The organism is Syntrophales bacterium, assembly GCA_023228425.1.
GTDB lineage: Bacteria > Desulfobacterota > Syntrophia > Syntrophales > UBA2210 > MLS-D.
Map to the genome: position 1 here is coordinate 89,970 of JALOBE010000004.1, position 26,188 is coordinate 116,157.

Genomic DNA, 26,188 nt, shown 5'->3' on the forward strand with positions numbered 1-26,188 from the left:
CACGTTCACACGGCACTCTCACTCGAGGAGGGAATCTGAATCCTCGACCCTGAAATCGACCATGACGGGCTTGTCATCGATGTTCATACCGGCAGTCTGATTGAACATCTCCTCACATTCCTTCGCCACTTTTTTGTGGAAGAGATAGAGAGGAATGTCGACGGGGCAGGCCCGACTGCATTCACCGCAGTCGACGCACCGTCCCGCCAGGTGATAGAATCGGGTCAGGTGATACATGAGGTTCCCGGCGGAATTGGGCGATTTGTCGGCCCACCGCGGGCGTGTCAGGTCGACGAAGCAGGGGTCGCAGTAGCACATGGGGCAGGCCTTGCGGCAGGCGTAGCAGCGAATGCATTTGTCCAGTTCCTTCTTCCAGAAGGACCAGCGGTCATCATTGCCCATCGCCTCCAGTTCGGCCAGAACGTCATAGGGCGAGCCCGGCTCTTCTGTTATTTCATCGCCGAGAAGTATGTCGAAAAGGACGGGGTTTGCCGTAGCCGCTGTCGTCCTCTCATCGATGATATCCCCGGTCTTGTGATTTCTCAGGCCCCTGAATGGAATGCCCAGGAGGACCAAGTCCTCCCTGCACGCTTTTTCTTCCTGTATGAGAACTACAACGGCCCGGCTGTCGACGCCCTTTACCGCCACCGCCAGCTTCGTACCCGCCGGCCAGTCTCCGATATAGCGCGCCATGTTGGCCGTGCAGTATTCGTTGAACACCAGGTCGTCCACCTCATCGAGGCTTCTCGCCGCGAAAGGCATGGGATGCTTTTCATCGTATCCGGCAGTCCAGGCCAGCACAGCTGAAACGGCTCCGCTCCCGAGAAGCCTGATCGCTTCTTCTTTCAATCGTTTTTCTATGGTTTTCGCGTCCGTCATGGTGTGCAGCCCGCCCCCTCTCTGTCGATCCTGAATGTATTCTGGGGACCCAGTTCCTTCACCGTGCCGGTGAACTCAGTGACTACTTCGGCGAAACGGTTTCCTTCCGAGGCTGATATCCACTCGACCCGGAACCGTTCCGGCTCCATTCCGGCAAAATCAAGAATTTTCTTCGTAATGGCCAGGCGCCGTCTGGCGTAGAAATTGCCCGTACCATAGTGGCAGTCTCCCGGGTGGCAGCCTCCTACCAGGACCCCGTCGGCCCCGAGCTGGAAGGCCCTGATAATGAACGAGGGGTTTATCCGGCTCGAACACATGACCCGCAGCAGTCTGAGGTTCGGGGGATACTTCAGTTTCGTCGTTCCCGCGAGATCGGCTCCGGTATAGGTACACCAGTTGCACGCAATTCCCTGTATTCTGGGTTCGAATTCCATTCCTGTCTCCCTGGTTTGTCAGAACTCCATTAAACCTTCTATCTCCGCCATGAGCTGGTCATTGGCGAAATGATGTGTGAGGATCGCCCCCGTGGGGCAGCCGGCGGCACAGAGGCCGCAACCTTTGCAGAGGGCTTCGTTTATTTCCGAGACACCCTTGTCTTCCTTGAAGAAAGGGGCGCCGAAGGGGCAGGTGTTGACGCAGTTCCGGCATCCGCAGCAGGCCGCCTCGTTCACGAAAGCCACGGTGGCCTCCAGCTCGAGGCGGTCCTTGACAACGATGGTGAGGGCCTCCGCGGCGGCTCCCGTCGCCTGGGCAACGGTGTCGGGGATATCCTTCGGACTCTGGCAGGCACCGGCGATGAAAACGCCATCGGTCATGGTTGCGATGGGTGCCAGCTTCGGGTGCTTTTCCATGAAAAAACCGTACTTGTCGGTGTTGAGATTAAAAATCCGTGCCATATCCCTGGCATCGGTCCGGGGTTTCATAGCCGGCGACAAGACGACCATGTCAACGGGAATCCGCATGAAGGTGCTGGTCAGGGTGTCTTCCACCTCCACGACCAGCTTGCCGGGCTCTTCCATCTCGTTGGTCTTGTCGGTGACGCGGGCCGCCTTGCCTCGAATGAACTTGACGTCCTCCTCCAGGATCCGGGCGTAGAACTCTTCGTACCCCTTGCCGGGCGCCCTCATGTCGATATAGAGCTGGTACACGTCTGCACCGGTTTTCTCCTTCACCAGATGGGCGAATTTCAGGGAGTACATGCAGCACACGCGGCTGCAGTGTTCAAAATGGTTTTTGTCCCGGCTGCCGATACAGTGCAGGATGGCAACGCTCGAAGGTTCCCTGCCGTCCCGCATGATCACCTTGCCGCCCGTTGGTCCCGCCGAGTTGAAGAGTCGCTCGATTTCGAGGGCGTTGTAAACAGCCGGGTATCGGCCGTAGCCGTACTGCACCAGCGGGGTGGTGTCCATGAGATCATAGCCTGTTGCCATGATGATGGCTCCCACCTTGATCTCCATGAAGGTGTCCTGCTGCTCGAAATCGATGGCCCCCTGCTCGCATACCTTTTCGCAGAGACGGCATCCTTTTCCTTTCTGAAGGAATATGCAGGTGTCACTGTCGATAACGGGTTTCTGGGGGACCGCCTGGGCGAAGGGTATGTAGATGGATTTCCTCCTGACGAGGCCTTCGTCGAACTCCGAGATACCCTTGCCGGGACATTTCTCGGTGCAGGCCATACAGGCGGTACACTTGTCGTGATCCACGTAGCGCGCTTTCTGGCGGATCCTGACCTCGAAATTGCCCACAAATCCCCTGGTTTCCTCGACCTCGCAGTATGAGAGAAGTTCGATGTTCGGGTTTTGAAGGACTGCGTCCATTTTGGGCGTGAGAATGCAGGCCGAGCAATCCAGGGTGGGAAAGGTTTTGTCAAACTGTGCCATGTGACCACCGATGGAAGGGGTACGCTCCACCAGATAGACCTTTTTGTCCGTCCGGGCCAGTTCCAGGGCCGCCTGGATTCCCGCGATGCCTCCACCTACGACAAGGACATCGGGATTGACGTCGATGAACCGGGACGTCAGCGGCGCCAGCAGGCGCGCCCGGTAAACGGCCCCGTTGATAAGGGCCTTGGCCTTCTCTGTCGCCACATCCTCATCTTCGGTGACCCAGGACACATGTTCCCGTATGTTGACGATGGAGAGCAGGTACTGGTTCAGGCCGCCTCCCTCGAGCACCTTGCGGAAGGTCATTTCATGCATGAGCGGAGAGCAGGCGGCAATGATGACTCTGTTCAGGTTATATTTCTTGATGTGATTCTGAATAAGCTCCTGGCCGGGCGTCGAGCACATGAACTTGTACTCTTCGGCTATGATCACATCTGGAAGAGTGCTTGAGAATTCAACCACTTCTTTGACCCGTATGTTTTTTGCTATATTCAGTCCGCAGTGGCAGACGAAGACTCCGATTCTGCTCATAAAGGCTCCTCAGTCTTGCTGTTCTAAACTCTCCAGAACCAGTTCCGAGAGATCTTTGACGGCTATCCTGTCATCGGCATTGGCCGTTCTGACGCTGTCCTCCAGCATGGCTATGCAGTACGGGCAGGATGTGGCCAGCACCGAGGCACCCGTTTCCAGGGCTTCCTCAATCCTGAAGTCGCTCAGGCGCTCCCCTTTTTCCCGTTCAATCCAGAGCCCCCCGCCTCCGCCGCCACAGCACATGCTCTGTTCCCGTATCCTGTCCATTTCCTGGAACTCCACGCCGGGCAGGGCGTTGATAATATCCCGCGGGGCGTCATAGATCCCGTTGTGTCTCCCCAGGAAACAGGGGTCATGGTAGGTTATTTTCCTGCCGCCGAAATCCCGTGACGGCGACAGTTTTCCTTGCCGGATCAGATCCGCCAGCAACTCGACGAAATGAATGACCCGGTAGGAGTCACCGTATTCTTTTGTGAAGGTTTCCAGGCAGTGGGGTGAGATGACGATGATCTTCGCGGCCCCCGCCTCTTTGAACAGGTTCCGGTTGTGTTCCTTCAGCCGTTCGAAGAGGTCGTAATCGCCGACCTTTCTCAGGCTTTCTCCACAACATCGGGCATCGGCGCCGACCAGACCCCAGTTCAGCCCGGCCCTCGTCAGGAGTTCAGACGTGGCACGGGCGACCTGAACGTTGCGTGCATCGTATGACACGGTACAGCAGGTGAAATAGAGGTACTCCATCCCCTTCTCGTAGATGGGGTATGCGTCCCGGGCCCAGTCGTTGCGCTTGGACGCATCACCGGTCCAGGGATTTCCGTTGGCCGAAAGGCTTCCCACCAGTGATCGGAGGCTTCCGGGAAGGAGTCCTCCCGAGGCATACACGCTCCTCGCCGCCGTGACGACATCGATGATTTCAACCCCGCGGGGACAGCGGTCGACACAAAACTTGCAACTCGAACATCCCCACATGAGGTCTTCGATGCCTTCGAGTCCGAACTGGCCAAGGCGGATGAGTGTACGGATATTGAAATGTGAAATTGGTTTCCAGGGGCATGTTCCCGAACAGGTGCCACACTGGTAGCATTTCTTCAGAGCTTCACCACCGGCCTCAATAATGGCCTGCGATACTTCCAGAAATGGCGATACGGTTTCTGACATCCTCGAGCTCCTGTCTGGCGTAAGAATGGTTTTTCCCGGCTCGTTCGCCGGGATGAAAGCAGCAATAGTATGGGGGATAATCGTTATTAGACGTGATTGCGAAGGAAATGCCGAATCTTGGAATGCGCAGTGTATTCAATTGTTTATCAACCCATGTTCACAAATATACGGATTGTGCCTCAAAGATACTTTCTTGTCAAGCATATTAACAATATTCTGAATATGCGTAATAAAATCAGGGTAAACAAAGCCCGCTGAATGACTGTCAGTCAGTTTCTTGCCGGATTTCAGGCGGAGCGACCGTTCTCTGAATTTCCCTCCAGAGCCTGTCTTTTCCTTCCTCCGTTTTGGCCGAGAAGAACAGCAGGTCCCGGCCGTCTTCCTCGATACCCAGTGTTTTTGTAATCAAAAGGGTCTGCTTCCGCAGTTCGTTCCGGGACAGCTTATCGCACTTGGTAACCACGATCAGGTATTGACGGCCCGTGGATTTCAGCCAGTCGAGCAGTTGAAGGTCCGCTTCGGAAGGTCTGCGGCGGCTGTCGATAAGAACGATCACAAGGCGGAGATTCGGCCTGTTCCGGAGGTAGGTCTCGACCATGGGGCCCCATTCACGCCTGACTTCCCTGGAAACCCGGGCAAATCCGTACCCGGGAAGATCTACGAGGGATATCGCGTCATTGAGCAGGAAAAAATTTATCAGGCGGGTCTTGCCGGGCGTCGAACTGGTCGCAGCAAGTTTTTTGCGGTTTGTCAGCCTGTTGATCAATGTCGATTTTCCCACGTTCGAGCGTCCCGCGAAGGCTATTTCCGGGTATACCGGCGCCGTGAACTGGGAAGGGACCCGGGCGCTTTTTACGAATTCCGCCGATGTGATTTTCATGATGCGATACCTGAACGCCGCTGCCTGTAGCGGTCTGTTTCCACGATCCCGGTCACCCTAGCATCGATGGAGCCGAAAGGTCAAACACTCTCCGGTACACTGTTTTCCCCGGTATCCGTCTTGACAGAAATGTGCTTTTCTGAACACATGCGACACTTCCCATGGATGAAGGCGCCGGAGAAACTCCCGGTCCGTGAAGGGGGTTCGTCCGGAACCGGAAAAGGATAGCATGATGGTGCGCATTGGAACGCTTACTCTGAAAAACAATCTTTTTCTCGCTCCCATGGCGGGTATTACCGATCTCGCCTGCAGGACGGTGGCGCGCGGTTGCGGAGCCTCCCTCTGTTACACGGAAATGATAAGTGCCGATGGCCTGGCGAGAAAGACCCGCTACTCCGAAGAATACCTGGCTTCAACGGTTCACGACAGCCCCCTGGGTGTTCAGCTTTTTGGCTCCAAACCCGCCGTAATGGCGGAGGCGGCCAGGTTGGCAGATGAAAGAGGGGCCGATCTCATCGATGTCAACATGGGCTGCCCCGTTAAAAAGGTTGTTCGAACCGGGGCGGGTGCGGCGCTGATGAGGGACCCCCGGCAGGTTGATGCCATTATCAGGGAGATGCGGTCGGCGACGGCTCTCCCCCTGACCGTCAAGGTGAGGTCCGGTTGGAGCGCCGGTTCCATAAATGCCGTTGAAATCGCCCGCATTGCGGAGGCCCGCGGCGCTGATGCAATTGCCGTCCATTCCCGTACGGCTCTTCAGGGATACCGGGGAACGGCTGACTGGAGGGTCATCGAGGAGGTGAAAGAGGCTGTCCGTATTCCCGTCATCGGAAGCGGTGATCTCTGGAGCGCCGCGGACGTGATGGACATGATGAACATAACCGGTTGTGACGCCGTCATGATAGCCCGGGGAAGTCTTGGAAATCCCTGGATATTTGAACAGTTATGTTCCATGCTTCGCCGAGGGTTCGCACCGCCGACGCCGACGGAACGGGAGGAAATGATCCGTCGCCATCTCGAAATGTCCGTCATGCTCCAGGGGATGAAAGCGGGCATGCCGGCATTCAGGAAGCATCTGCTCTGGTACACGAAAGGCCTGCCGGGAGGGGCCCTGTTCAGAAAATCCGTTGTGGAGGAGGAAAACATGGATACTGTACTTGAACGCCTTCACCGGTTTCTCCATGACAGGGAGCATCTTTCATTCTGAATGCCCGGAGCGTCCTTTCTAAGATGCTGATTTTAAACATAATCAAGGGCCACGGAAGCCTTTTCTTCGGGGAGATTACGCCTTGACTTTTTTGGGGGAACTGATATTTATAATACTACGTTCATAAATCCCTGCCGGATTTTATAAAGAAAGGTTTTGATAGCGTGGAGTCACATACATTTGATCAGCTTGAAGCAAAAATCAGGAAGGTTATAGACATGTACGTTCAGCTCAAACAGCGAACGGGGGAGCTGGAAGAGCTGGTCAGGACCAGAGACCGGGAACTGCGTGAAGCAACAGCGGCGGTCCGGGCCTTGAAGGAGGAAAAAGAGGCGGTAAAAGGCAGGATTGACTCGCTTCTTGAAAAACTTGACCACCTTGACGACTCACAGTAACGGGAAAAGGGGGATGTTTTTTGAAAAAACGTTTCGACATTCGGGTCATGGATCGCAGCTTTTCGATCCTCAGCGACAAGGAGGATGCCTATGTCGAAAGCGTTGTTGATTTCGTAAATAATCGGGCACAAGAAACGAGAAAGACGGTTAAAGACAGTTCGGATATGGACATCGCCATACTGGTCGCTTTGAATATAGCGGATGAGCTGTTTGAAATACGCAGGCAGCATGAACGGGATGTGGACCAGATGGAGATCAGGACGGCGAAATTGATTGATTATATAAGCGCGAAAGAACATATACTATGATGAAATCCCCTGCGATGTGCGTGATTAACCGGTTTTTTTTGATCCAACAGCCATATACACGGAAGCTCTTCCTTTTCTGTGGTGAGCATATCCGCCATTATCCCCCCGGGGGATAATGACGCGGACAGCCTGAAGCAGAATCAGGGCGTCCACCTTTGTATACGGTTCAAAAAGATGGTTAACACGGCATCGGCGGGGGATTAAAGGATAGTCACCCCACCTTCGTCTTTCTCACTGTATCCCCGTTGTATTTCACTGTGCCCCGGTTCCGGGTGTTTCGCGGCATTCCTGCCAAGCTGCGCAAAACTGTAACAGGAGGTATGAACATTGATCAGTTACGGATTGGTTGCGGCAATCATAGTGATATCGGTTGCTTTTGGAATTGGAGGGGGATACCTGCTGAGGTTGCGGATTTCCAGGAGACTCCTTGAGTCCTCGGAAAGCCTCTCGGCAAGAATCGTCGAAGAGGCAAAAAAAGAAACAGAGGCCATGAAGAAGGAGGCTATTTTCCAGGCCAAGGATTATCTTCTCAAGGCAAAGAACGAGCTTGAACAGGAAACCCGGGAAAAAAGAAACGAATACGACAGGCTTGAAAACCGCCTTCGTCAGAAGGAAGAAAATCTCGACAAACGGCTCGATATACTCGTTCAGAAAGAGGGAAACATCGAATCCCGTGAAAGTACTCTCGCGCGAAAAAATGAGGAGCTTGCGGAAAAGAGCCGCCATGTGGGCGAACTCATCAGTGAACAGCAGAGACGGCTCGAGAAGATCGCCGGGATCTCTCAGGAAGAGGCAAAGCATACCCTTATCGCGAGCATGATAACAGAGGCCAGGGGAGACGCCGCTGCTACGATTCGAAAAATTGAGGATGAAGCTCGCAGGGAGGCGGGGAAACGGTCACGGGAGATCGTGGCCTATGCCGTTCAGCGGTACGCCTCTGATTACGTGGCGGAAAATACAGTGTCGGTAGTCAATCTCCCCTCTGATGAAATGAAAGGAAGAATCATCGGCAGGGAGGGCCGGAACATACGTGCCATAGAAGCCGCTACGGGAACGGACCTGATCATCGACGACACACCGGAGGCGGTCGTTCTTTCAAGCTTCGATCCTATCCGCCGGGAGGTGGCGAAAAGGTCGCTGGAGCGCCTTATCAGTGACGGACGAATCCATCCCGGCAGAATCGAAGATGTGGTGAACAAGGTTCAGGGGGAAGTCGAAACGGTTATTCGGGAGACCGGTGAGCGGGTTGTTTTTGACATCGGCATTCACGATATTCATCCGGAAATCCTCAATCTTTTGGGTAAGTTGCGCTATCGAACGAGTTTTTCCCAGAACGTCCTGGAGCACTCTATCGAAGTGGCTCACCTGACGGGCATGATGGCGGCCGAACTGGGGTTGAACGTTACAGAGGCAAAGAGAGCGGGTCTCCTGCACGATATCGGCAAGGCGCTCGATCACGAAATCGAAGGAACCCATGCCGCCATCGGAGCTGAATACGCTCTGAAATACGGTGAGTCGAAAACCATTGCCGACGCAATTGCCAGTCACCATGAGGACGGGCGCAACAACACGGTGCTGGGCGTTCTCATCCAGGCGGCGGATACGTTGTCCGCGGCCCGGCCGGGGGCCCGCAAGGAAATGCTGGAAACCTACATCAAGCGCTTGGCCGATCTGGAGCGAATCGCCAACTCATTCAACGGGGTGAACAAGTGCTTTGCCATCCAGGCGGGGCGGGAAGTCCGCATAATGGTGGAAAACGAGAACACCAGCGACAATGACGCCGTCATGCTCTGCAGGGATGTTATAAAGAAAATAGAGTCGGAGCTGAGCTACCCCGGCCAGATCAAGGTTACCGTAATCAGGGAGATGAGAGTGTCCGATTATGCCAGGTAGAAACGGGGCCGTATGAAGCTGTTTTTTATAGGCGATATCGTCGGAAAGCCGGGTCGAAGGGCGATACGGATGCTGCTGCCGGCTATCAGGAACGAGCAGGGAATCGATGTGGTCGTGGCGAATTGTGAAAATGCCGCCGGCGGTTTCGGGGTGACTTGTGACGTTATCGATGAGCTGTTGGAAAGCCCCATCGATATTCTCACGTCGGGGAACCACATATGGGACAAACGAGAAATTATTGATTGCATCGATGAATATCCGACCCTTCTAAGGCCCGCCAACTATCCCGAGGGGTCGCCCGGCCGGGGATGGGTCGTCACAAACAATCACGGAGGGAAAAGGCCTCTGGCCGTACTCAACCTTGAAGGCAGGGTGTTCATGCGCCCCCTTGAATGTCCCTTCAAAACCGCCCGGCGTATCATCCGGACCGTGGGCGATTGTACGCCTGTCATCATCGTCGACATGCACGCCGAGGCAACGTCGGAAAAACAGGCTCTCGGCCGGTTTCTTGACGGTACGGTCAGTGCCGTCATAGGCACCCATACTCATGTTCAGACAGCCGATGAAACGATCCTCCCCCAGGGGACGGCCTACATCAGTGACGCCGGCATGACGGGAGCCTTTGATTCGATCTTGGGGATACGAAAAGAAGCAGCCATAGAACGGTTCCTGACGGTGCGACCCACGAAATTTGAAGTCGCCAAGAAAGATGTCCGGCTTCAGGGTGTTATCATAGACATTGACGATGATTCCGGCACAAGCCTGGCCATCTCCAGGGTCAGCGTGAAGCTGGATGCATGATATTGAGACCGATTTCTTTTGTCATTTCGGGGAGCATCTCGACGAGGAATCTTTCTTTGCCATTGTCGGCATGGAGGATTTCTCCCTGCGGTCGAAATGACGAAGAGGGCGGTCGAAATGACGGAGAGTTCGGTCGGATTGACGGAGGGACGGTCGGATTGATGGAGCCGAATCATGTTCAAGCTCGGCATGACAGAAGTAATATACCGTCGAAATGATAGAGAGTTCGGTCGGATTGACGGAGGAGCGGTTGGAACGATGGAGTTGAGCAGTCGCAATGACGCATTCGGCCGTTTTTCGAAGGTGTTATAGTATCATCACTGGTCAGGAAAGAGGGTATGAGCGTATTCAATGTATTGAAGAATCGGGGATTTGTAGAACAGGCATCGGATGATCGGCTGATCGAAGAGCTACTCGGGGAACAGAACATAACCTGCTATATAGGCTTTGACCCCACGGCCACGAGCCTTCACATCGGAAGCCTGATTCCCATCATGGCTCTCGTTCACATGCAGCGGGGGGGACATCGCCCCATAGCTCTTGTGGGGGGCGGAACAGGGCTCATCGGTGATCCGAGCGGAAAATCGGAATTGCGGCGGGTGCTGACGGTGGAGGATATCGAGGCAAACGTTGCCGGCATTCAGAAGCAACTTTCCCGGTATCTGGATTTCAGCGGGGGGAAAGCGCTCATGCTCAACAATGCCGAGTGGCTTGCCGGTCTCAACTATATCGAATTTCTGCGGGACATTGGTCGGCATTTCAGTGTCAACAGAATGCTGGCCGCCGAAAGTTACCGCATGAGGCTTGAAACGGGGCTCACGTTCGTGGAGTTCAACTACATGCTCCTTCAATCCTACGATTTTTATTACCTGTCCCGTCATTACGACTGTGTTCTTCAGATGGGAGGGAACGACCAGTGGGGTAATATCGTTGCCGGGATCGACCTGACCCGCAGGATGTCAGGGAAGCAGGTATTCGGCCTTACCTTCCCCCTGATCACTACCTCCCAGGGGAGCAAGATGGGAAAGACTGAAAAAGGTACGATCTGGATAGACCCGGAGCTGACGTCGCCCTACGAATATTACCAGTACTGGGTCAACACCGACGATGCCGACCTGAAACGGTTTCTTGCCCTCTTTACCTTCCTGCCCATGGAGGAGATCCGGGCAGTCGAGCGCTATGCCGATGCCGAACTCAATATGGCAAAATCCGTCCTTGCCTATGAGGCCACGAAAATCACCCACGGGGACGAAGCGGCCCGGGCCGCCTGGAAGGCTTCGGCCGCCGCTTTCGGAGCGAGGACCATCCCCGGAGAGCTCTTTCCGTCCAGCTCCATTCCCCGAACCGCCGCCGGGGAGGACCTTTCGGCCATCCCGGCCATTACTGTCGACAGTGAAATCCTGGATAAGGGTATTCCTGCCTATGAACTCTTCGCCGATACGGGGCTTTGCTCGTCCAGGGGTGAAGCCAGGCGGCTCATCAGCCAGGGAGGCGCCTACATCAACGGTACCGCCATAGCCCGCGTGGATGAACTCATCGGGTCGGACCGCCTTGACGGCAGGGGAGAAATACGCCTGCGAAAAGGCAAGAAAAACTACGTCATTGTGAGACCCGGCACCTCCTGAGAAGGGGGGCGGGCACAAACATTCCACGACCGTTGAAAGACGATCGATGGTGTTCTTTCTATCGTTCATTTCCTCAATGTGGGTCGCTGAATATCGTCATGTTGGTCGCTGAGTTCCGCCATTCCGACCTCTCATTTCCGTCATTTCGACCGCAGGGAGAAATCCTGTCAGGTACCAGCGGTAGCGAAAGATTTCTCGTCGCCGGGCTCCCCGAAATGGCGGAACGTTCAACGCTCCTGACAAAACGGACGTTGCGATGTTCCTCGGAAGACGGTTGTCTTCAACGTCGAGAAGTCATAAAACACATTGATATTCCGGCATATTTTCTGCTGAAGGGCCTTGTTTTGATTCAAGTGACAAGAAGGAGGCAATAAAAGGAGTGACCAAGGACAGTATTCGTAACATCGCCATTATCGCCCATGTGGATCATGGGAAAACGACTCTCGTGGACGGCATGCTCAGGCAGAGCGGCATTTTCAGTGATCACCGGCAGGTGACGGAGCGTGTCATGGATTCCCTGGACTTGGAGCGGGAACGGGGAATCACAATCATGGCGAAGAACACGGCCGTCCGATACGGCGACAGGAAGATCAATATCGTCGATACGCCGGGACATGCCGACTTCGGAGGCGAAGTGGAAAGGAGCATGAGTCTCGTCGACGGCGCCCTGCTGCTGGTGGATGCCAGTGAGGGACCCCTTCCCCAGACACGGTTTGTCCTGAAAAAGGCCTTGGCGAGAAAGCTTCCCGTCATCGTGGTCATCAACAAGATCGACCGGTCCGATGCCCGGATCGATGAGGTGGTCAACGAGGTCTATGATCTGTTTATCGACCTTGACGCCACGGAAGAACAGGTGGAATTCCCCATCATATACACGAACGCGAAGTCCGGTGTCGCCAAGACGGCGCCGGGAGACGGTTCGGAAAACCTCAAGCCGCTCTTCGATGCCATTGTCCGTTTTATTCCCGGCCCCGAGGCCGATGACGGTGCCGCCACACAGTTTCTTGTTACCGCCCTCGATTATGACTCCTACGTGGGACAACTCGCCCTTGGACGGCTGGCCGGAGGCGTTCTTGAGATTCACCGGGACTACAGTCTCTGTGGCGTGGGCGAAACAACGCGACGTATCACATTGTCAGCCCTGTACACCTTTGACGGCCTTCGAAAAATCTCCGCTGAACGGGCTGAGGCCGGCGATATTGTCGCCGTGGCCGGTGTGGATGACGTGGCCATAGGAGATACCATCGCCTGTGTCAATGACCCCCGGCCGCTTCCTCGTATTCAGGTGGATGAACCGACGGTGTCCATGATTTTCTATGTCAACACCAGCCCGACGGCCGGAAGAGAAGGAAAATTCCTCACGTCACGCCATCTCCGTGATCGGCTGGAAAAAGAAACACTTCGGAATATGGCTCTTGCGATCACCTTGCTTGAACAGAAGGATCGTTTCGAGGTGTCCGGCCGGGGTGAACTGCAGATGGCCGTCCTGATCGAGACCATGCGCCGCGAAGGTTACGAGTTCATGGTTTCAAAGCCCCGGGTCATTACGCGCATGGAAGGTGAAACGGTCATGGAGCCCATGGAGCGGGTTTATCTCGATATCCCCGAAGAATGTATCGGTATTGTTACGGAAAAGCTTTCCCTGCGCAAGGGACGGATGACGAATCTCGTCAACAGGGGAAGCGGCAGGGTCAGGGTTGAGTTTATCGTGCCCGCCCGGGGATTGATCGGCTTTCGGAGCCATTTTCTTACCGACACAAAGGGGGCGGGAATCATGAATGCCCGTTTTGAGGGTTATCAGCCCTGGTGCGGTTCCATCTCGCAGCGTGTCAACGGGGCTATCGTCGCCGACCGGGCCGGACGTGTGACCGCCTACGCGAGCCTTGCCATGGTGGACCGGGGAGAGCTTTTTACGGGAACGGGAACCGAGGTGTACGGAGGCATGATTATCGGGGAACGCAATCGCACGGGCGATCTATCAGTCAATATAACAAAGGAAAAACAACTCACCAATATACGAAGTTCAACCGCGGAAGCCACGGTTACCTTTCGTCCGCCCCGGCGTCTCTCCCTTGACCAGTCTATCGAGTTTATCGCCGAGGATGAACTCATCGAAGTCACCCCCGGAAACATACGCCTCCGCAAGATGGAGCTGCACAAGAACAGGCGGCAGGCGAACCATGGCCCGTAAAGACAGACCGGTTGGTTAGCCCGACACTTGTTTGTCCTTAACTGCATGTAATCGCAGGATTTTCTTCGGATAGGGGCGGGCATGCGTATCAATAGAATCGAAGCTTCCGGGATCGCCGTCTTCGCCGGAGGAGTTTCAGCAGGACGACAGGCGCCGTCAGGATCAGAAGGGCCAGGGCGCTGACGGCCCAGGTTATCATGGTCCCTCCCCGCACCAGGTCGAGGGGGTGCAGCGAGGGATCCACTGTAATGCGGCTTTCCGTGGAGGCATAACGGACCGGAATGTCGGGAATGCCGTCGCCGGTACTGTCGGGAAAGCTTTTCATGTAGGAGATCAGAGCGAGCCATTCCTTGAGTTCCTGTGCTTTCCCGTCAGGGCCGGCCATGGTGACAATGCCGTCGCTCATCCGCCGCAGGGGTTTCCCGTCCCGTCCTTTCAACTCTAACGAAAGCAGTCCTTTTGAGACATGGCTGATGTAGTCCACCATGTGGGCTGTATAGAGGTTCGCCGTTACGCGGTAGAGGCGGTTTTTATCCACCGGAAGCCAGGAACCTCCTTCATCCCGGATCATGATGGAGGTGACCCGGTCAAAGGGCAGCCGGTGGGGGTTATAGGCGCATTGAAGGCCCGACACGCTCAAGTGCGCGTCCCGTTTCATGGACGACACGGTGGTCTCCACCTCCATAAGTTTTTTCAGTTCCCTCCCCGTCAGGTAACCCGTGATGAGGGGATAGCCGGGGTTGCCGTCCGGGCCGATTCCCAGGGCAAGAATTCTGAAAATATCGGCGACGGTGACGGGACCCTCCCGCAGGGAATCCCGAATATGGCCCAGGGGCTGAATAGCGACGTGCGCCTCTTCATATTTCGCACCCCCGGCTTCTTTTACAGCGAAGCGGTAGGCATCGGTGATCAAATTCCCCAGGCCGGTTTCTCCGGGGAATTCAGACATATAGGAAAGTGTTTCCGTGGAAAAACCGCTCATGGCGACAGGCTGGTCGAAGTGAAGACCCAGGGGTTCGAGGAACCTGTTGTCGATATGCTTCTTGAATTCCCGGATCCTTCCGGCAATCTCCCCGTCTTCAGGAATGTCCCCCTTCACGGGTTCAACCCGGTATGAGAGAACCCGCGGTTTTGCGTCCCGAGGCACGTCCATTTCGAGAACGCCGAGCCAGGCCCCGTACTGCCCCGCAGACACGATACAGGTGGTGCCGGTAACGATCGGCTCCATCAGGAGGGTATGGGTGTGGCCGCTGACGATTACGTCGATTCCGGGAACCGCCTCGGCCAGGCGTTCATCCTCGGAGTATTTTTTTACAGGCCCCGTTCCCGTGTGCGACAGGCAGATCACCAAGTCCACCCCTTCACGGTTTCTGAGAATTTCCACCATCTTCCTGCTCTGTTCAACAGGATCGGAGAAGGTCACCGGCGGGGCAAAAGGCGCGTCCACCTGGGCGTTTTTGCCCAGTATGCCGAAGATTCCTGTTCGAATGCCCGCCTTTTCGATGACAAGGTATTCTTTGACGGGATAGGCCTGGAATTCCTCTTTCAAGGCACTGTCACGGGGATCATCGGGAGTAAAGACAACGTTTGACGCAACCAGGGCGGGTGGGTCGGCACGATGTTTTCGGGCGGCGGCGAGGGATCGGGCCAGTCCGTCGGGTTTAAAGTCGTACTCGTGATTTCCGATGGTAACGGCGTCGTATCCCATCTCTGCCATGAGGGTTAGTTCAAAGGCTTCAGTCATGAAAGCCGTGTGAAAGAGCGTTCCCATGCTGTAATCCCCGGCGTCCAGGAGGAGTACGGCCTCCCCATGACGTTCTCGATGGTCCCTGATAAGGGTCGCCAGCCGGGCGTGGCCTCCGGCCGGTACGAAGGATCCGTCGGGTTGCTCATGGCGCTGAGGCAGAAAATGGGAATGAAGGTCATGGGTAAAAAGAATGACGAGGTTGCGTTTTTCACCGAGGGCACGGGATGGAGTCGCCGCCGCCGCCACGACGAGGAACGCGGCCAGAAAGATGCGCAAAAGGCCATGGCTTCTCTTCATTTCGACGGCCCTTTCAGAGGAATGCGGCGTACTGTGAGGTATGCCTCAGTTTGGCGCACCCTCTCCGGAGCATGTCACAGACCATGTCAGCCACAGACTGCGGCTCGATCCGTGTGGTGGCGGTATAATCCCAATCCAGGCATGAACTCTGTCAGGCACACTCGCTGTAGCCGCAGAGCCGGCACACGGCGCAGCCTCCCTCATGTTCCACGATACCACCGCAATCGGGGCAGGCGCCTCTGAGGAAAGCGGGCTTTTCGCGAACGGAACCGTACCCGTTGGCGGCCATGTGGGCCTGGATTGCCTTGGCCACGGCGTCCGCGCAGGACAGGACCTTGTTTTCACCGAATCCCGAAGGCGAATGACACGAAATTCCCTGGAGCTGCTTGATGACCTGCCGGGCCTGTATTCCGCTCCGCCATGCCAGAGATACCATGCGCCCGATAGCTTCATTCTGGGAGGCCGCGCAGCCCCCCGCCTTTCCCATGGTGGTAAAAAGTTCGAAAAGGCCGTTTTTGTCTTCGTTGATGGTGATGTAACTGGGCCCGCATCCCGTCTGCATCTGGTAGGTCCATCCCTTGAGAACCCGTGGACGCTCGCGTTTTGTCCTCGGAGGCTCCTCACCCCGCGTTCCGGCGTCGTCCGACGCCGCTCCCGTGGAGAGGACCTGGCCGTCCCGGGACCCGTCCCGATAGATGGTGACCCCCTTGCATCCAAGCTCCCAGGCGAGCTCGTAGACGGTCGCGACATCTTCTATGGTTGCTCCGTTGGGGAAATTGACTGTTTTGCTTACGGCATTGTCTGTGTGTTTTTGAAAGGCCGCCTGCATCCTGATGTGTATTTCCGGTGAGATGTCGTGGGCCGTAGCGAAAATCTTCCTGATGTCGGCGGGAATTTCCTCGATGGCGCGGATGGATCCCTGCTGTGCGATCTGTTTCATCAGTTCCGGGGAATAGAATCCTCGTTCCCGGGCGATCTGTTCAAACAGGGGATGAACTTCCACCAGGATGTCGTTGTCCATGACTTTCCGGACGTAGGAGACGGCGAAAAGGGGTTCCACGCCCGATGACGCGTTCGCTATGATGGAAATGGTCCCCGTGGGTGCGATGGTGGTCACCGTGGCGTTGCGAATCGACGGTTCTCCCCGTTTTTCGAAAAGAGATCCCTTGAAATGAGGGAACGCTCCCCGCTTTTGTGCCAGCAACCGCGATGCGGCGTGGCCTTCGGCATTGATGAATGACATAACTCTGCCGGCCGTTTCAACAGCTTCTTCGGAGTCGTAGGGAATGCCGAGGAGAATCAGCAGGTCCGCCCAGCCCATGACACCCAGGCCGATCTTGCGGTTGCCCATGGTCATACGGGCAATTTCATCGAGGGGATAGCGGTTTATTTCAACTACATTATCGAGAAAATGGACGGCCTGATGTATCACTTTTTTAAGGCGATCCCATGATATACGCCCAGCCTCGACCATTTTGCCCAGATGTATCGAACCGAGGTTACAGGACTCGTAGGGAAGGAGGGGTTGTTCGCCGCAGGGATTCGTTGATTCGATGGTGCCGATGTGGGGGGTAGGGTTATCCCTGTTCAGACGCTCGAGGAAGATGATGCCCGGCTCACCGTTGTTCCATGCCTGGCTTACGATGCGGGCGAAAACCTTCCGGGCGTTCAGCGTTCCGACGGCCTCGCCGTTCCGGGGGTTGAAGAGATCGTAATTTGTATCGTTCTTGACCGCTTCCATGAAATCTTCCGTGATTCCCACGGAAATATTGAAGTTGTTGAGTTGTTTCTTGTCGGACTTGCACATGATGAAATCCATGATGTCCGGGTGATCCACCCGAAGTATGCCCATGTTGGCGCCCCGCCTGGTTCCCCCCTGCTTGATGGTTTCCGTGGCTATGTCAAAAACCCGCATGAAGGAAATAGGGCCGCTGGATACGCCGGTGGTGCTTTGAACCACGTCATTCGCGGGTCGAAGGCGAGAGAAGGAAAATCCCGTTCCGCCGCCGGACTTGTGAATCAGGGCCGTGTGCTTGACGGCATCGAAGATTTCCTCCATGGAGTCGCCCACGGGCAGAACGAAACAGGCCGACAATTGCCCCAGCTCGCGGCCCGCGTTCATCAGTGTCGGTGAATTGGGCAGAAATTCCAGGTTCGCCATGAGACGATAAAATGCTTCGGCAAGCACCGCCGTATCGGCGTTCTCGTCGAACATACGATCGGCCTCGGCCACGGCCCGGGCAACCCGCCGGAACATGTCGGCCGGTGTTTCCAGAATCCTGCCGGACTCGTCCCGTTTCAGATAGCGCCGCTCGAGAACAGTGACGGCGTTCGCGGCAAGGTGTGGTTGGGAGGGGGAACTGTCCTGATTCATGGCACAAAATCTCCTTAATCAGAGGGTATGAGGGTTGGGATGTATACGCTATATGTGGTAAGAATTGAAATTTGACCACAATATATGGGGGTTGTCAATGCAAAAAACGACAGGGCCGCCCGGCTGTTCCCGCCGGATTAAGACCTTTAGAGAACCTATCGATTGTGTCATTTCGATATCAAGGAAAGATTTCTCGTCGCTTCGCTCCTCGAAATGACATTTTTAAAGGTCACTTCGAGCGTTTCCCCGTCACTTCGAACGTTTCCCTGTCACTTCGAACGCATGTGAGAAGTCTGAAAGATCTCTCGCTGTGTCCGGGACATGGATTTCTCGTCGCTTCGCTTCTCGAAATGACGGATCTTAAGACGCTCCTCGAAATGACACAATTCAAGATAAAGGTCTCGGATTGTCCCGTTCCTGGATGTCACCTCGTCAGGTGACGGTACTTGACGCGATGGGGCTGGTCGGCGTCTTTGCCCAGACGCTGCTTGCGGTCTTTTTCGTAATCGGAATAGTTGCCCTCGAACCAGGTGACGGTGCCGTCCTCTTCGAAGGCGAGAATATGCGTGGCGATCCGGTCGAGAAACCACCGGTCGTGGCTTATGATGACGGCGCAGCCCGCGAAATGCTCAAGCGCTTCTTCCAGGGCGCGCATGGTGTTGACATCCAGGTCGTTGGTCGGTTCATCCAGAAGCAGCACGTTGGCACCCTGCTTGATGATCGTCGCCAGGTGAACCCGGTTACGTTCGCCGCCGGAAATCATGCCGGCTTTTTTCTGCTGGTCCGTTCCGGTGAAATTGAAACGGGACACATATGCCCGGGAGTTCATATCCCGGCTTCCCAGGTGGATGCTGTCATTACCGCCGGAAATGATTTCCCAGATGGTCTTGTCCGGGTCAAGGGCGTCCCGCTCCTGGTCGACGCAGGCGAGGCTTACCGTTTCGCCCACCCTGATGACGCCGGCGTCGGGATTCTCCTGTCCCGTTATCATCTTGAAAAGAGTTGTTTTCCCGGCTCCGTTGGGACCTATGATTCCCACAATGCCTCCCGCGGGCAGCGAAAAATTCATATTGTCGAAGAGAAGCCGGTCACCGTAGCTTTTTGCCACCCCCTCCGCTTCCACCACGACTTCTCCCAGCCGCGGGCCCGGCGGGATATATATCTCGAGATCCTGGGGAGATTTCTGCGCCCCCTGGTTGAGAAGATCCTCATAGGCACTGATGCGCGCCTTTGACTTGGCATGGCGGCCCTTGGGCGACATTCGTATCCATTCCAGTTCCCGCTGCAGCGTCTTCCGGCGTTCCGATTCGCTTTTTTCCTCCTGCTTCAGGCGGTTATACTTCTGCTCAAGCCAGGACGAATAATTTCCCTTCCAGGGGATGCCGCGGCCCCGGTCAAGCTCCAAAATCCAGCCGGCCACATTGTCCAGGAAATAGCGGTCGTGTGTGACGGCAATCACGGTTCCTTCGTAGTGCTGGAGGTGCCTTTCGAGCCAGGCAACCGTTTCCGCGTCCAGATGGTTCGTGGGTTCGTCGAGAAGCAGGATGTCGGGCTTCTGCAGCAGGAGGCGGCACAGGGCCACACGCCGTTTTTCCCCGCCCGAAAGAAGACCCGTGGGCATGTCTTCCGGGGGACAGCGCAGGGCGTCCATTGCCATTTCAAGACGGGAGTCGATGTCCCAGGCATCAAGGCGGTCTATGGTTCCCTGGAGTTCGCCCTGACGTTCCATGAGACGGTCCATCTCGCAGTCCGACATCGGTTCGGCGAATTTTTCGCTGATTTCATTGTATTCCCGGACGACGGCAACGATGTCTCCGAGTCCTTCCTCAACCACGGTCTTCACTGTTTTCTCAGGGTCGAGAAAAGGCTCCTGCTCCAGGAATCCCACGGTAAAATCCGGTGTGAGGATAGTTTTGCCCTCATACTCATCATCGACACCCGCCAGAATCCTCAGGAGAGAGCTCTTGCCCGAACCGTTCAACCCCAGTACGCCGATTTTCGCTCCGTAAAAATATGACAGAGAGATGTCGGAAAGCACCGTCTTGTTCCCGTAGTGTTTGCTTACCCGCATCATGGTGTAGATTATTTTGTTCCGCCCTTCACTCATGATCCGGCTCCCGGTACTGCTGTCCGCCCATGCTCGCTCATGCCTGTGCTGATTCGGTTACCGTGACCGAGATCATCCGGTCTCCCTGACGAATGGCGTCGACCACGTCCTGACCCCGAACTACCTTTCCGAAGACCGTGTGCCTGCCGTTCAGGTGAGGCTGGGGCGAGTGAGTGATGAAAAACTGGCTTCCGTTCGTTCCCGGGCCGGCGTTCGCCATTGAGATGACGCCGGTTTCGTGGGTCAGTGGGTTGCCGGTTGTCTCGTCCTGGAAACAGTATCCCGGTCCGCCTCTTCCGGTACCCGTGGGGTCGCCCGTCTGGATCATGAAGTTGCCGATAACCCGGTGGAACAGGACGCCGTCATAAAATCCTTCACGGGCGAGAAAAACGAAATTGTTCACCGTTACCGGCGCGTGGCGGGGGGAGAGCTCCAATTCCACCTCTCCGCTGTCCGTTGCTATAATGACCCGGTACTCTTTTTCAGGATCGATCCGCATGGCCGGCGGACGATCCCACTGTCTGTTTCTCATGAAAGGTTTCCTCCCGGCGGTTTCATAGTGTCCGCGAGCCCTCTTGGTAGCATCGAGGTTTCGCAACGTCAAGAAAATAGAGGTCAGGCGGACGACATGGAGCGGTACCGTTCACTCTTCAAACAACACCCGGTACTCACCGTATCCTTCCCCGGCGAGGTCCTCCCTGGGGATGAAGCGCAGGGAGGCCGAGTTGATGCAGTATCGAAGACCTGCAGGAGGGGGACCGTCGGGAAACACATGGCCGAGATGGGAGTCGGACCGCAGGCCTCGAACCTCCGTCCTCATCATGCCCAGGCTTCGATCCTCGCGTTTCGTCACGGCGTCCTTCGAGAGTGGGCGGGTAAAACTGGGCCATCCCGTTCCGGAATCGTATTTGTCCCGGGAGCTGAACAGCGGCTCGCCGGATATGACATCCACATAGATGCCCTCCCGGTGATTGTCCCAGTATTCGTTCCTGAAAGGCTGTTCCGTTCCGCCCTGCCGGGTTACCCGGTACTGAAGAGGCGTCAATGATTGCTTCAATTCTTCATCGGAAGGCACGTGATACCTCCTCTCGCCCGGCGTGAGAGTCCCGTCGGGCGCGCTTTCTTTCCATGTTTCTTTGAGGAAGGCTTCCCGTCCCGAACCGGAACGATACATTTTGTAATGAAATGGTGAACTGCGGTAATACCCCCGGTGATAGTCCTCGGCACCGTAGAAAGCAGCGGCGGGTCTGATCTGTGTGACCAGCGGTTTTGAAAAGCGCCCGCTTTGTTCGAGATCCTTCCTGGACTGCTCGGCGAGCCTGCGTTGTTCGTCATCGAGATAGAAGATCGCCGTTCTGTATTGAGAGCCTCTGTCGGCAAACTGTCCTCCATCGTCGGTGGGGTCTATCTGCCGCCAGAAAACCCGGAGCAGTTCACCGTAACTTATTCGTTGCGGATCGTACGTTATCCGGACTGCCTCCATGTGGCCCGTCCGCCCGGAGATTACGTCGCTGTAAGACGGGTTCTCCGTTGTTCCGCCCGTATAGCCGGGAACAACTTCGAGAACGCCATCCAGCCTGTCAAAGGGTTCTTCCATACACCAGAAGCACCCGCCGGCAAAGACAGCCGTTGACGGTGCGCGGTGCGGTGCGGCCGCGATCGTTTCCCCGGTGTCACCTCCCACCGCGGGCGGAGGCACGGCGATGACGGCCGCCATGACGAGCAGGGCGCCGGTGCCCGGTATCCCATAGAGCATCGTTCGTCTCCTTCGATTCGTTTTCGATGTTTTTTCCATGCCGGTAATATAATCACGAACCTCCACAAGGGAAGGAACATCCCGGTACTTCCAGCCATTGACGGTTACCCCGGGCATTCAGGTTTGACGGCTTCGTACTATGGTACCGGATGCCTGGTTGCGCTTTCTCCTTCGCCGCCGCGGCATACCTCCTCACAGTAGGCCTCAGTCCCCGGGATGCGCGCGCCGTGTCCCGGGGAGCTTTTTACAAAGCCGTCCTCTATCGGACGTTTTTCGACTTTGTACGGGTGTATCGGGTTCGAAAAAGATAATCATGCTGGACAAGTTCCGATGGTTTTTGTATGAAATGAGAAAGTGGACGTACCCTTCCCCGCTGCCCGACCGGAAGGGTCTCCATGCCGCGTGATCATGATAACGGAGAAAATTCTGTGGAAAACGATGTTTTCAGTGCCCTCATGGCGAAGGCGCGGGAGGAGCCCTTCGCGAAAAAAATGGGTCTTCGGGTTCTCGAGGTCAGCCGGGGATACTCCCGGGTTGCCATGACACTGACTCCCGAAATGGAAAACATTTTCGCAATGACACATGGTGGTGCCATTTTTTCCCTCATTGACGAGGCTTTTGAAATGGCTTCCAATTCCCACGGAACGGCTGCCGTGGCCCTCAATATGAATGTCACCTACATCACGGCACCTCGACAGGGCGATACCCTGCAGGCGGAGGCGCGGGAATCGAGCAAGACCAGGAAAACGGCTCATTACGCCATAACCGTCCACAACGGCGGAGGTGACCTCATCGCTACCTGCAGCGCTCTGGTGTACCGGAAGGATCAGCCCCTTTCTTTTCTGTGACGGCGGACGAAGCAACGACCGGCCGTTGCCCTCTTTGTTTCGATGGCGGATGGTAATTGCCCGACAGTGACAACGGGATGGTCCAAAGGCGGAAAAGAGGCTCATGATAACCGATAAGGCAGGGAAAATCGTTGACGGGCTCTGGTATTTCGGCCGGCAGGAATCGGGAATCTACCTCCTGGAGGGATCTTCCTGCTCCATGATTATCAGTGGGGGCATGAACTGGATTCTCCCCGAGGTTCTGGATCAGATGGAGAGGTTCGGAATCGACGAGCAGCGGATAGAAAAACTCCTGATTCTGCATGCTCACTTCGACCACATCGGTCTCGTTCCATTCTTCAAGCGCCGCCTCCCCCGGCTGACGGTGTATGCTTCGGCGCCGGCCTGGAGAATTATCAACAATCCTGAAGCCATCGATACCATAAACCGGTTCAGCCGCACAACGGCGGAATACCGCGACCGGGCCCACGTTCTTGACATATATGACTGCGCCTGGCGCTTTGATGTGGGAGGTGTCACCGTCGCGGAAGGGGATGTGATCGATTGTGGTGATAATGACGTTAGAATCATTGAAACCCCGGGGCACTCATCATGTTCCGTCAGTGCCTATGTTCCCGCGAAAAAGGCGCTCTTTCCGTCCGACGGGGGAGGAATTCCCCACAGGGGCGGCATTATAGCGTCGGGCAACTCCAACTACACCCTCTTTCAGCAAAGCCTGGAAAAGCTCAGCTCACTCGAGGTTGACCTGCTCGGCGCCGACCACGGCGGCTACATGACGGGAGAGGACGCCCGGCGGTTTATTGGAAGAACCATCGATGTGGCGCGGGATTTCCGGAAACTCATGGAAGAACTGTACTGCCGCATGGGCTCCGTCGATTCGGCGGTGGATGAGCTTATCATCCAGGCACGGGCGTCCCGTCCCGACTTTTTTCTGCCGTCCCGTATCCTCAGGGGGGTTTACGGCCAGATGCTCCGGCACGTTGCGGCCATGATGGACGAAGGAAGACAGGAGGGCCCGCATGTGCCGGGAGAACCCGGGACATGATGCCGGCCGGGCGCCGGGTACGGAAAAGAGTTTGCATTTTGGAGTATGTGTGATACATGGCCCTCAACAGAAAGAATGCAGCGTAGTTTTTATGACCCTCCCCGGCAGTATTCTTTAGTGTACCTCATAAAAAAAGAAAGAATTCCAGGAAAGCGTGAAGTTTACCGAGCTTAATCTCAATGAAAAAGTCCTGAAAGGGATTGAAGATGCCGGATTCGAGGAATGTACCGCCGTTCAGGCCCTCACCCTTGCGGAGACACTCAAGGGCCGGGACGTGGCTGTGCAGTCCCGGACGGGAACGGGAAAGACGGCCGCCTTTCTCATAACTATTTACCAGCTCATATGCGAGGAGTGGACACAGGTACGCAAGAAAGCTCTTATCATCGTCCCTACCCGGGAATTGGCCGTACAGATAGAAAAGGAGGCGGCTCTTCTGGGGGGCCATCTGGACGTCACCATGGGAAGTATCTATGGCGGCGTGGGCTATGCGGCCCAGGAAAAGATTCTTGGAATAGACGCCGACATCATTATCGGCACGCCCGGAAGGCTTCTCGATTTCAGCCGATCGGGAAAACTGAAACTCGGGGAACGGGGTATTCTCGTCATAGACGAGGCGGATCGGCTCTTTGACATGGGGTTTTTGCCTGATCTGCGAAGGATGCTGCGGGGCATGCCTCCCCCCGACCGGAGGATGACCATGCTCTTCAGTGCCACTCTGGACGCAGCGGCGCGGGAGCTTGCCTGGGAGCATATGAATGATCCGGTGGAAATCGCGGTGACCCCGGATCGGATGCTCGTGGAGGAAGTGAGCCAGGAACTCTATCACGTGGGCTTGAATGAAAAAATGCCGCTTCTCCTCGGGATCATGCGGAAGGACAATCCCCAGAACGTTCTTATCTTCACAAACACAAAACACGATGCCTACGAGCTGTCGAAAAGGCTTGAGTACAACGGGTACCGCAGTACCTACATGATAGGAGACCTTCCCCAGAGCAAGCGTCTTGCAATTATCGGAAACCTCAAGTCCGGGAAGGTTCGCTACCTTGTGGCAACCGATGTGGCCGCCCGGGGCCTGCACGTGAATGACCTGGAGATGGTCATCAATTATGATATCCCTCAAGACTTTGAGAACTATGTCCACCGCATCGGCCGGACAGCCCGCGCCGGCCGTCCGGGCAGGGCCGTAACCTTCGCCTGCGAGAAATATGTGTATGGCCTGGATGCGATAGAAACATATATCGGCATGAAAATTCCCGTTGTCTGGCCCGATGACGAATTCATGGTTTCCGACGCCAGCGCCGGTATGCGCTTCAGACTTGCCGACAAGGGGCGGGAACCGAGACTGAAGGCGCGCGGGGAAGCAAGGGATAGACAACCTCGGCGGAGAAAAAAATCAGCCTCCGGAAGGCTGGAAAAAGCCGGACAGGAACGGGTCAAAAAAGAAACAACCGGGCATGAAACCGCGCGCCGCGACCAGGCTCTGAAACCGCCGGGAGAGAAGAAGCCGTCCCGGACACGAAAAGAACGGGAAGGCCGGAGCAGGAGGCGGCTCACCGGCGATCTTTCGCGGGAAGAACGGCTGGCCTATTATCAGAGCAAGTACGGAGATACCTTCATGTCCGAATTCCGGGGATCCGCCGATGCCGCCGGGAGTACTCGTCTCCTGCGGGACGCCCCGGGCGCGACCCACGACACCGGGGGAGGTAAGATGGAAAAACCCTCTCTCATAAAAAGAATCAGGCGGTTCCTGGGTGGAAGCTGAAAAAACAGTTGTGGCGGCACAGGAACGGAAAAGACCGGCTGCCGCCTGACGCGGTATCCGGTCTTTTACAAAACCCTCAGGTGTGATGGTCCCGTAAAAAGTCCAGATTTCCCAAAGGCAGCTTTGCAACTCATTGGAAATAGTGGGATCGATTTTCAAAATTCGCTATTTTGCGACTTTTTTCGAGCTCGTCAGGTGTGATGGTCCCGTAAAAAATCAAAAAACGTCCGATGGAGGACGTCTTTGTAAAAAGCTCCCCGGGGCACGGCGCGCGCATCCTGAAAATTGAGGCGTACTGTGAGCTGCTCCGCAGTGACGAAGGCCGGAGCGCACGAGACCTTTATTGTGTCATTTCGAGGAGCGCCTTAAGGTCCGTTATTTCGAGGAGCGAAGCGACGAGAAATCCTGATGATGGCCGTTAGTGAAAGATTTCTCCCTTCGGTCGAAATGACAAAAATGGCTGGTATTCAAGCTTACCCCTTGTCATTTCGAGGAGCGCTTTAA

At 55.8% G+C, this 26,188-nt stretch carries 20 protein-coding genes and 1 other RNA gene; 11 read left to right on the forward strand and 10 right to left on the reverse strand.

The genetic code is table 11. The features are described from left to right. Window positions 1–18: 18 nt before the first annotated feature. From M0Q23_02685 to yihA, 5 genes are all read right to left on the reverse strand, one after another. The gene (locus M0Q23_02685) at window positions 19–879 is read right to left on the reverse strand and encodes a 4Fe-4S dicluster domain-containing protein (GenBank protein ID MCK9527551.1); all 861 of its coding nucleotides are present in this window, start codon (window positions 877–879) and stop codon (window positions 19–21) included. After that, window positions 876–1,313 carry a hydrogenase iron-sulfur subunit gene (locus M0Q23_02690; GenBank protein MCK9527552.1) on the reverse strand — a complete coding sequence of 146 codons (438 nt, stop codon included), beginning with the start codon at window positions 1,311–1,313 and terminating at the stop codon, window positions 876–878. The genes M0Q23_02685 and M0Q23_02690 overlap by 4 nt, the downstream gene beginning before the upstream one ends. A gap of 18 nt (window positions 1,314–1,331) precedes the next feature. Continuing rightward, window positions 1,332–3,293, reverse strand: a complete 1,962-nt coding sequence (locus M0Q23_02695; GenBank protein MCK9527553.1) for a CoB--CoM heterodisulfide reductase iron-sulfur subunit A family protein — start codon at window positions 3,291–3,293, stop codon at window positions 1,332–1,334. Between the two features lie 9 nt (window positions 3,294–3,302). Continuing rightward, entirely contained in the window at window positions 3,303–4,448 is a 1,146-nt protein-coding gene (locus tag M0Q23_02700) for a (Fe-S)-binding protein (GenBank protein MCK9527554.1), read from the reverse strand. Between the two features lie 265 nt (window positions 4,449–4,713). Next, window positions 4,714–5,328 carry a ribosome biogenesis GTP-binding protein YihA/YsxC gene (gene yihA, locus M0Q23_02705; protein MCK9527555.1) on the reverse strand — a complete coding sequence of 205 codons (615 nt, stop codon included), beginning with the start codon at window positions 5,326–5,328 and terminating at the stop codon, window positions 4,714–4,716. 229 nt (window positions 5,329–5,557) lie between these two features. Here yihA and dusB point away from each other — a divergent pair, with 229 nt between their 5' ends. From dusB to typA, 8 genes are all read left to right on the forward strand, one after another. Further along, window positions 5,558–6,535, forward strand: coding sequence for a tRNA dihydrouridine synthase DusB (dusB, locus tag M0Q23_02710; protein ID MCK9527556.1), 978 nt, complete (start codon window positions 5,558–5,560; stop codon window positions 6,533–6,535). A 164-nt stretch (window positions 6,536–6,699) separates the two neighbouring features. Then, window positions 6,700–6,930, forward strand: a complete 231-nt coding sequence (locus M0Q23_02715; protein MCK9527557.1) for a cell division protein ZapB — start codon at window positions 6,700–6,702, stop codon at window positions 6,928–6,930. Window positions 6,931–6,950: 20 nt separating this feature from the next. Further along, window positions 6,951–7,238 carry a cell division protein ZapA gene (locus tag M0Q23_02720; GenBank protein ID MCK9527558.1) on the forward strand — a complete coding sequence of 96 codons (288 nt, stop codon included), beginning with the start codon at window positions 6,951–6,953 and terminating at the stop codon, window positions 7,236–7,238. Window positions 7,239–7,241: 3 nt separating this feature from the next. Further along, window positions 7,242–7,441: non-coding RNA, 6S RNA (gene ssrS / locus M0Q23_02725), on the forward strand. 124 nt (window positions 7,442–7,565) lie between these two features. Next, window positions 7,566–9,131: a ribonuclease Y gene (rny, locus tag M0Q23_02730; protein MCK9527559.1), complete on the forward strand. Its 1,566-nt coding sequence runs from the start codon at window positions 7,566–7,568 to the stop codon at window positions 9,129–9,131. Window positions 9,132–9,143: 12 nt separating this feature from the next. Further along, window positions 9,144–9,932 (forward strand): TIGR00282 family metallophosphoesterase, encoded by a 789-nt coding sequence (locus tag M0Q23_02735; protein MCK9527560.1) that lies wholly within the window; start codon window positions 9,144–9,146, stop codon window positions 9,930–9,932. Window positions 9,933–10,270: 338 nt separating this feature from the next. Further along, the gene (gene tyrS, locus M0Q23_02740; protein ID MCK9527561.1) at window positions 10,271–11,557 is read left to right on the forward strand and encodes a tyrosine--tRNA ligase; all 1,287 of its coding nucleotides are present in this window, start codon (window positions 10,271–10,273) and stop codon (window positions 11,555–11,557) included. Between the two features lie 379 nt (window positions 11,558–11,936). Further along, entirely contained in the window at window positions 11,937–13,748 is a 1,812-nt protein-coding gene (gene typA / locus M0Q23_02745) for a translational GTPase TypA (GenBank protein ID MCK9527562.1), read from the forward strand. An 88-nt stretch (window positions 13,749–13,836) separates the two neighbouring features. Here typA and M0Q23_02750 read toward each other — a convergent pair whose 3' ends face one another. The 5 genes from M0Q23_02750 to msrB form a co-directional block, all read right to left on the reverse strand. Then, window positions 13,837–15,792: a bifunctional metallophosphatase/5'-nucleotidase gene (locus tag M0Q23_02750; GenBank protein ID MCK9527563.1), complete on the reverse strand. Its 1,956-nt coding sequence runs from the start codon at window positions 15,790–15,792 to the stop codon at window positions 13,837–13,839. 151 nt (window positions 15,793–15,943) lie between these two features. Next, a complete protein-coding gene (locus M0Q23_02755; GenBank protein ID MCK9527564.1) occupies window positions 15,944–18,166 on the reverse strand; it encodes a vitamin B12-dependent ribonucleotide reductase in 2,223 nt (740 codons plus the stop codon). A gap of 424 nt (window positions 18,167–18,590) precedes the next feature. Next, the gene (gene ettA, locus M0Q23_02760; protein MCK9527565.1) at window positions 18,591–20,273 is read right to left on the reverse strand and encodes an energy-dependent translational throttle protein EttA; all 1,683 of its coding nucleotides are present in this window, start codon (window positions 20,271–20,273) and stop codon (window positions 18,591–18,593) included. 37 nt (window positions 20,274–20,310) lie between these two features. Next, the gene (locus M0Q23_02765; protein ID MCK9527566.1) at window positions 20,311–20,805 is read right to left on the reverse strand and encodes a peptidylprolyl isomerase; all 495 of its coding nucleotides are present in this window, start codon (window positions 20,803–20,805) and stop codon (window positions 20,311–20,313) included. 111 nt (window positions 20,806–20,916) lie between these two features. Beyond that, window positions 20,917–22,029 (reverse strand): peptide-methionine (R)-S-oxide reductase MsrB, encoded by a 1,113-nt coding sequence (msrB, locus tag M0Q23_02770; protein ID MCK9527567.1) that lies wholly within the window; start codon window positions 22,027–22,029, stop codon window positions 20,917–20,919. Window positions 22,030–22,457: 428 nt separating this feature from the next. On the opposite strand from msrB, the gene M0Q23_02775 reads away from it, so the two are divergent. The 3 genes from M0Q23_02775 (at window position 22,458) to M0Q23_02785 (ending at window position 25,684) form a co-directional block, all read left to right on the forward strand. Next, window positions 22,458–22,877 (forward strand): PaaI family thioesterase, encoded by a 420-nt coding sequence (locus tag M0Q23_02775; protein MCK9527568.1) that lies wholly within the window; start codon window positions 22,458–22,460, stop codon window positions 22,875–22,877. 103 nt (window positions 22,878–22,980) lie between these two features. Then, window positions 22,981–23,922, forward strand: a complete 942-nt coding sequence (locus M0Q23_02780) for an MBL fold metallo-hydrolase (protein ID MCK9527569.1) — start codon at window positions 22,981–22,983, stop codon at window positions 23,920–23,922. 154 nt (window positions 23,923–24,076) lie between these two features. After that, window positions 24,077–25,684, forward strand: a complete 1,608-nt coding sequence (locus M0Q23_02785; GenBank protein MCK9527570.1) for a DEAD/DEAH box helicase — start codon at window positions 24,077–24,079, stop codon at window positions 25,682–25,684. The last annotated feature ends 504 nt before the right edge of the window (window positions 25,685–26,188 follow it).

Excerpts from the sequence above, each read along its gene's own strand:
- ettA (MCK9527565.1), bottom strand. The coding sequence starts at position 20,273 with ATGAGTGAAGGGCGGAACAAAATAATCTACACCATGATGCGGGTAAGC.
- M0Q23_02700 (MCK9527554.1), bottom strand. The coding sequence starts at position 4,448 with ATGTCAGAAACCGTATCGCCATTTCTGGAAGTATCGCAGGCCATTATT.
- yihA (MCK9527555.1), bottom strand. The coding sequence starts at position 5,328 with ATGAAAATCACATCGGCGGAATTCGTAAAAAGCGCCCGGGTCCCTTCC.
- M0Q23_02695 (MCK9527553.1), bottom strand. The coding sequence starts at position 3,293 with ATGAGCAGAATCGGAGTCTTCGTCTGCCACTGCGGACTGAATATAGCA.
- M0Q23_02690 (MCK9527552.1), bottom strand. The coding sequence starts at position 1,313 with ATGGAATTCGAACCCAGAATACAGGGAATTGCGTGCAACTGGTGTACC.
- msrB (MCK9527567.1), bottom strand. The coding sequence starts at position 22,029 with ATGCTCTATGGGATACCGGGCACCGGCGCCCTGCTCGTCATGGCGGCC.
- M0Q23_02735 (MCK9527560.1), top strand. The coding sequence starts at position 9,144 with ATGAAGCTGTTTTTTATAGGCGATATCGTCGGAAAGCCGGGTCGAAGG.
- M0Q23_02765 (MCK9527566.1), bottom strand. The coding sequence starts at position 20,805 with ATGAGAAACAGACAGTGGGATCGTCCGCCGGCCATGCGGATCGATCCT.
- dusB (MCK9527556.1), top strand. The coding sequence starts at position 5,558 with ATGATGGTGCGCATTGGAACGCTTACTCTGAAAAACAATCTTTTTCTC.
- M0Q23_02685 (MCK9527551.1), bottom strand. The coding sequence starts at position 879 with ATGACGGACGCGAAAACCATAGAAAAACGATTGAAAGAAGAAGCGATC.
- tyrS (MCK9527561.1), top strand. The coding sequence starts at position 10,271 with ATGAGCGTATTCAATGTATTGAAGAATCGGGGATTTGTAGAACAGGCA.
- M0Q23_02755 (MCK9527564.1), bottom strand. The coding sequence starts at position 18,166 with ATGAATCAGGACAGTTCCCCCTCCCAACCACACCTTGCCGCGAACGCC.
- M0Q23_02750 (MCK9527563.1), bottom strand. The coding sequence starts at position 15,792 with ATGAAGAGAAGCCATGGCCTTTTGCGCATCTTTCTGGCCGCGTTCCTC.
- M0Q23_02780 (MCK9527569.1), top strand. The coding sequence starts at position 22,981 with ATGATAACCGATAAGGCAGGGAAAATCGTTGACGGGCTCTGGTATTTC.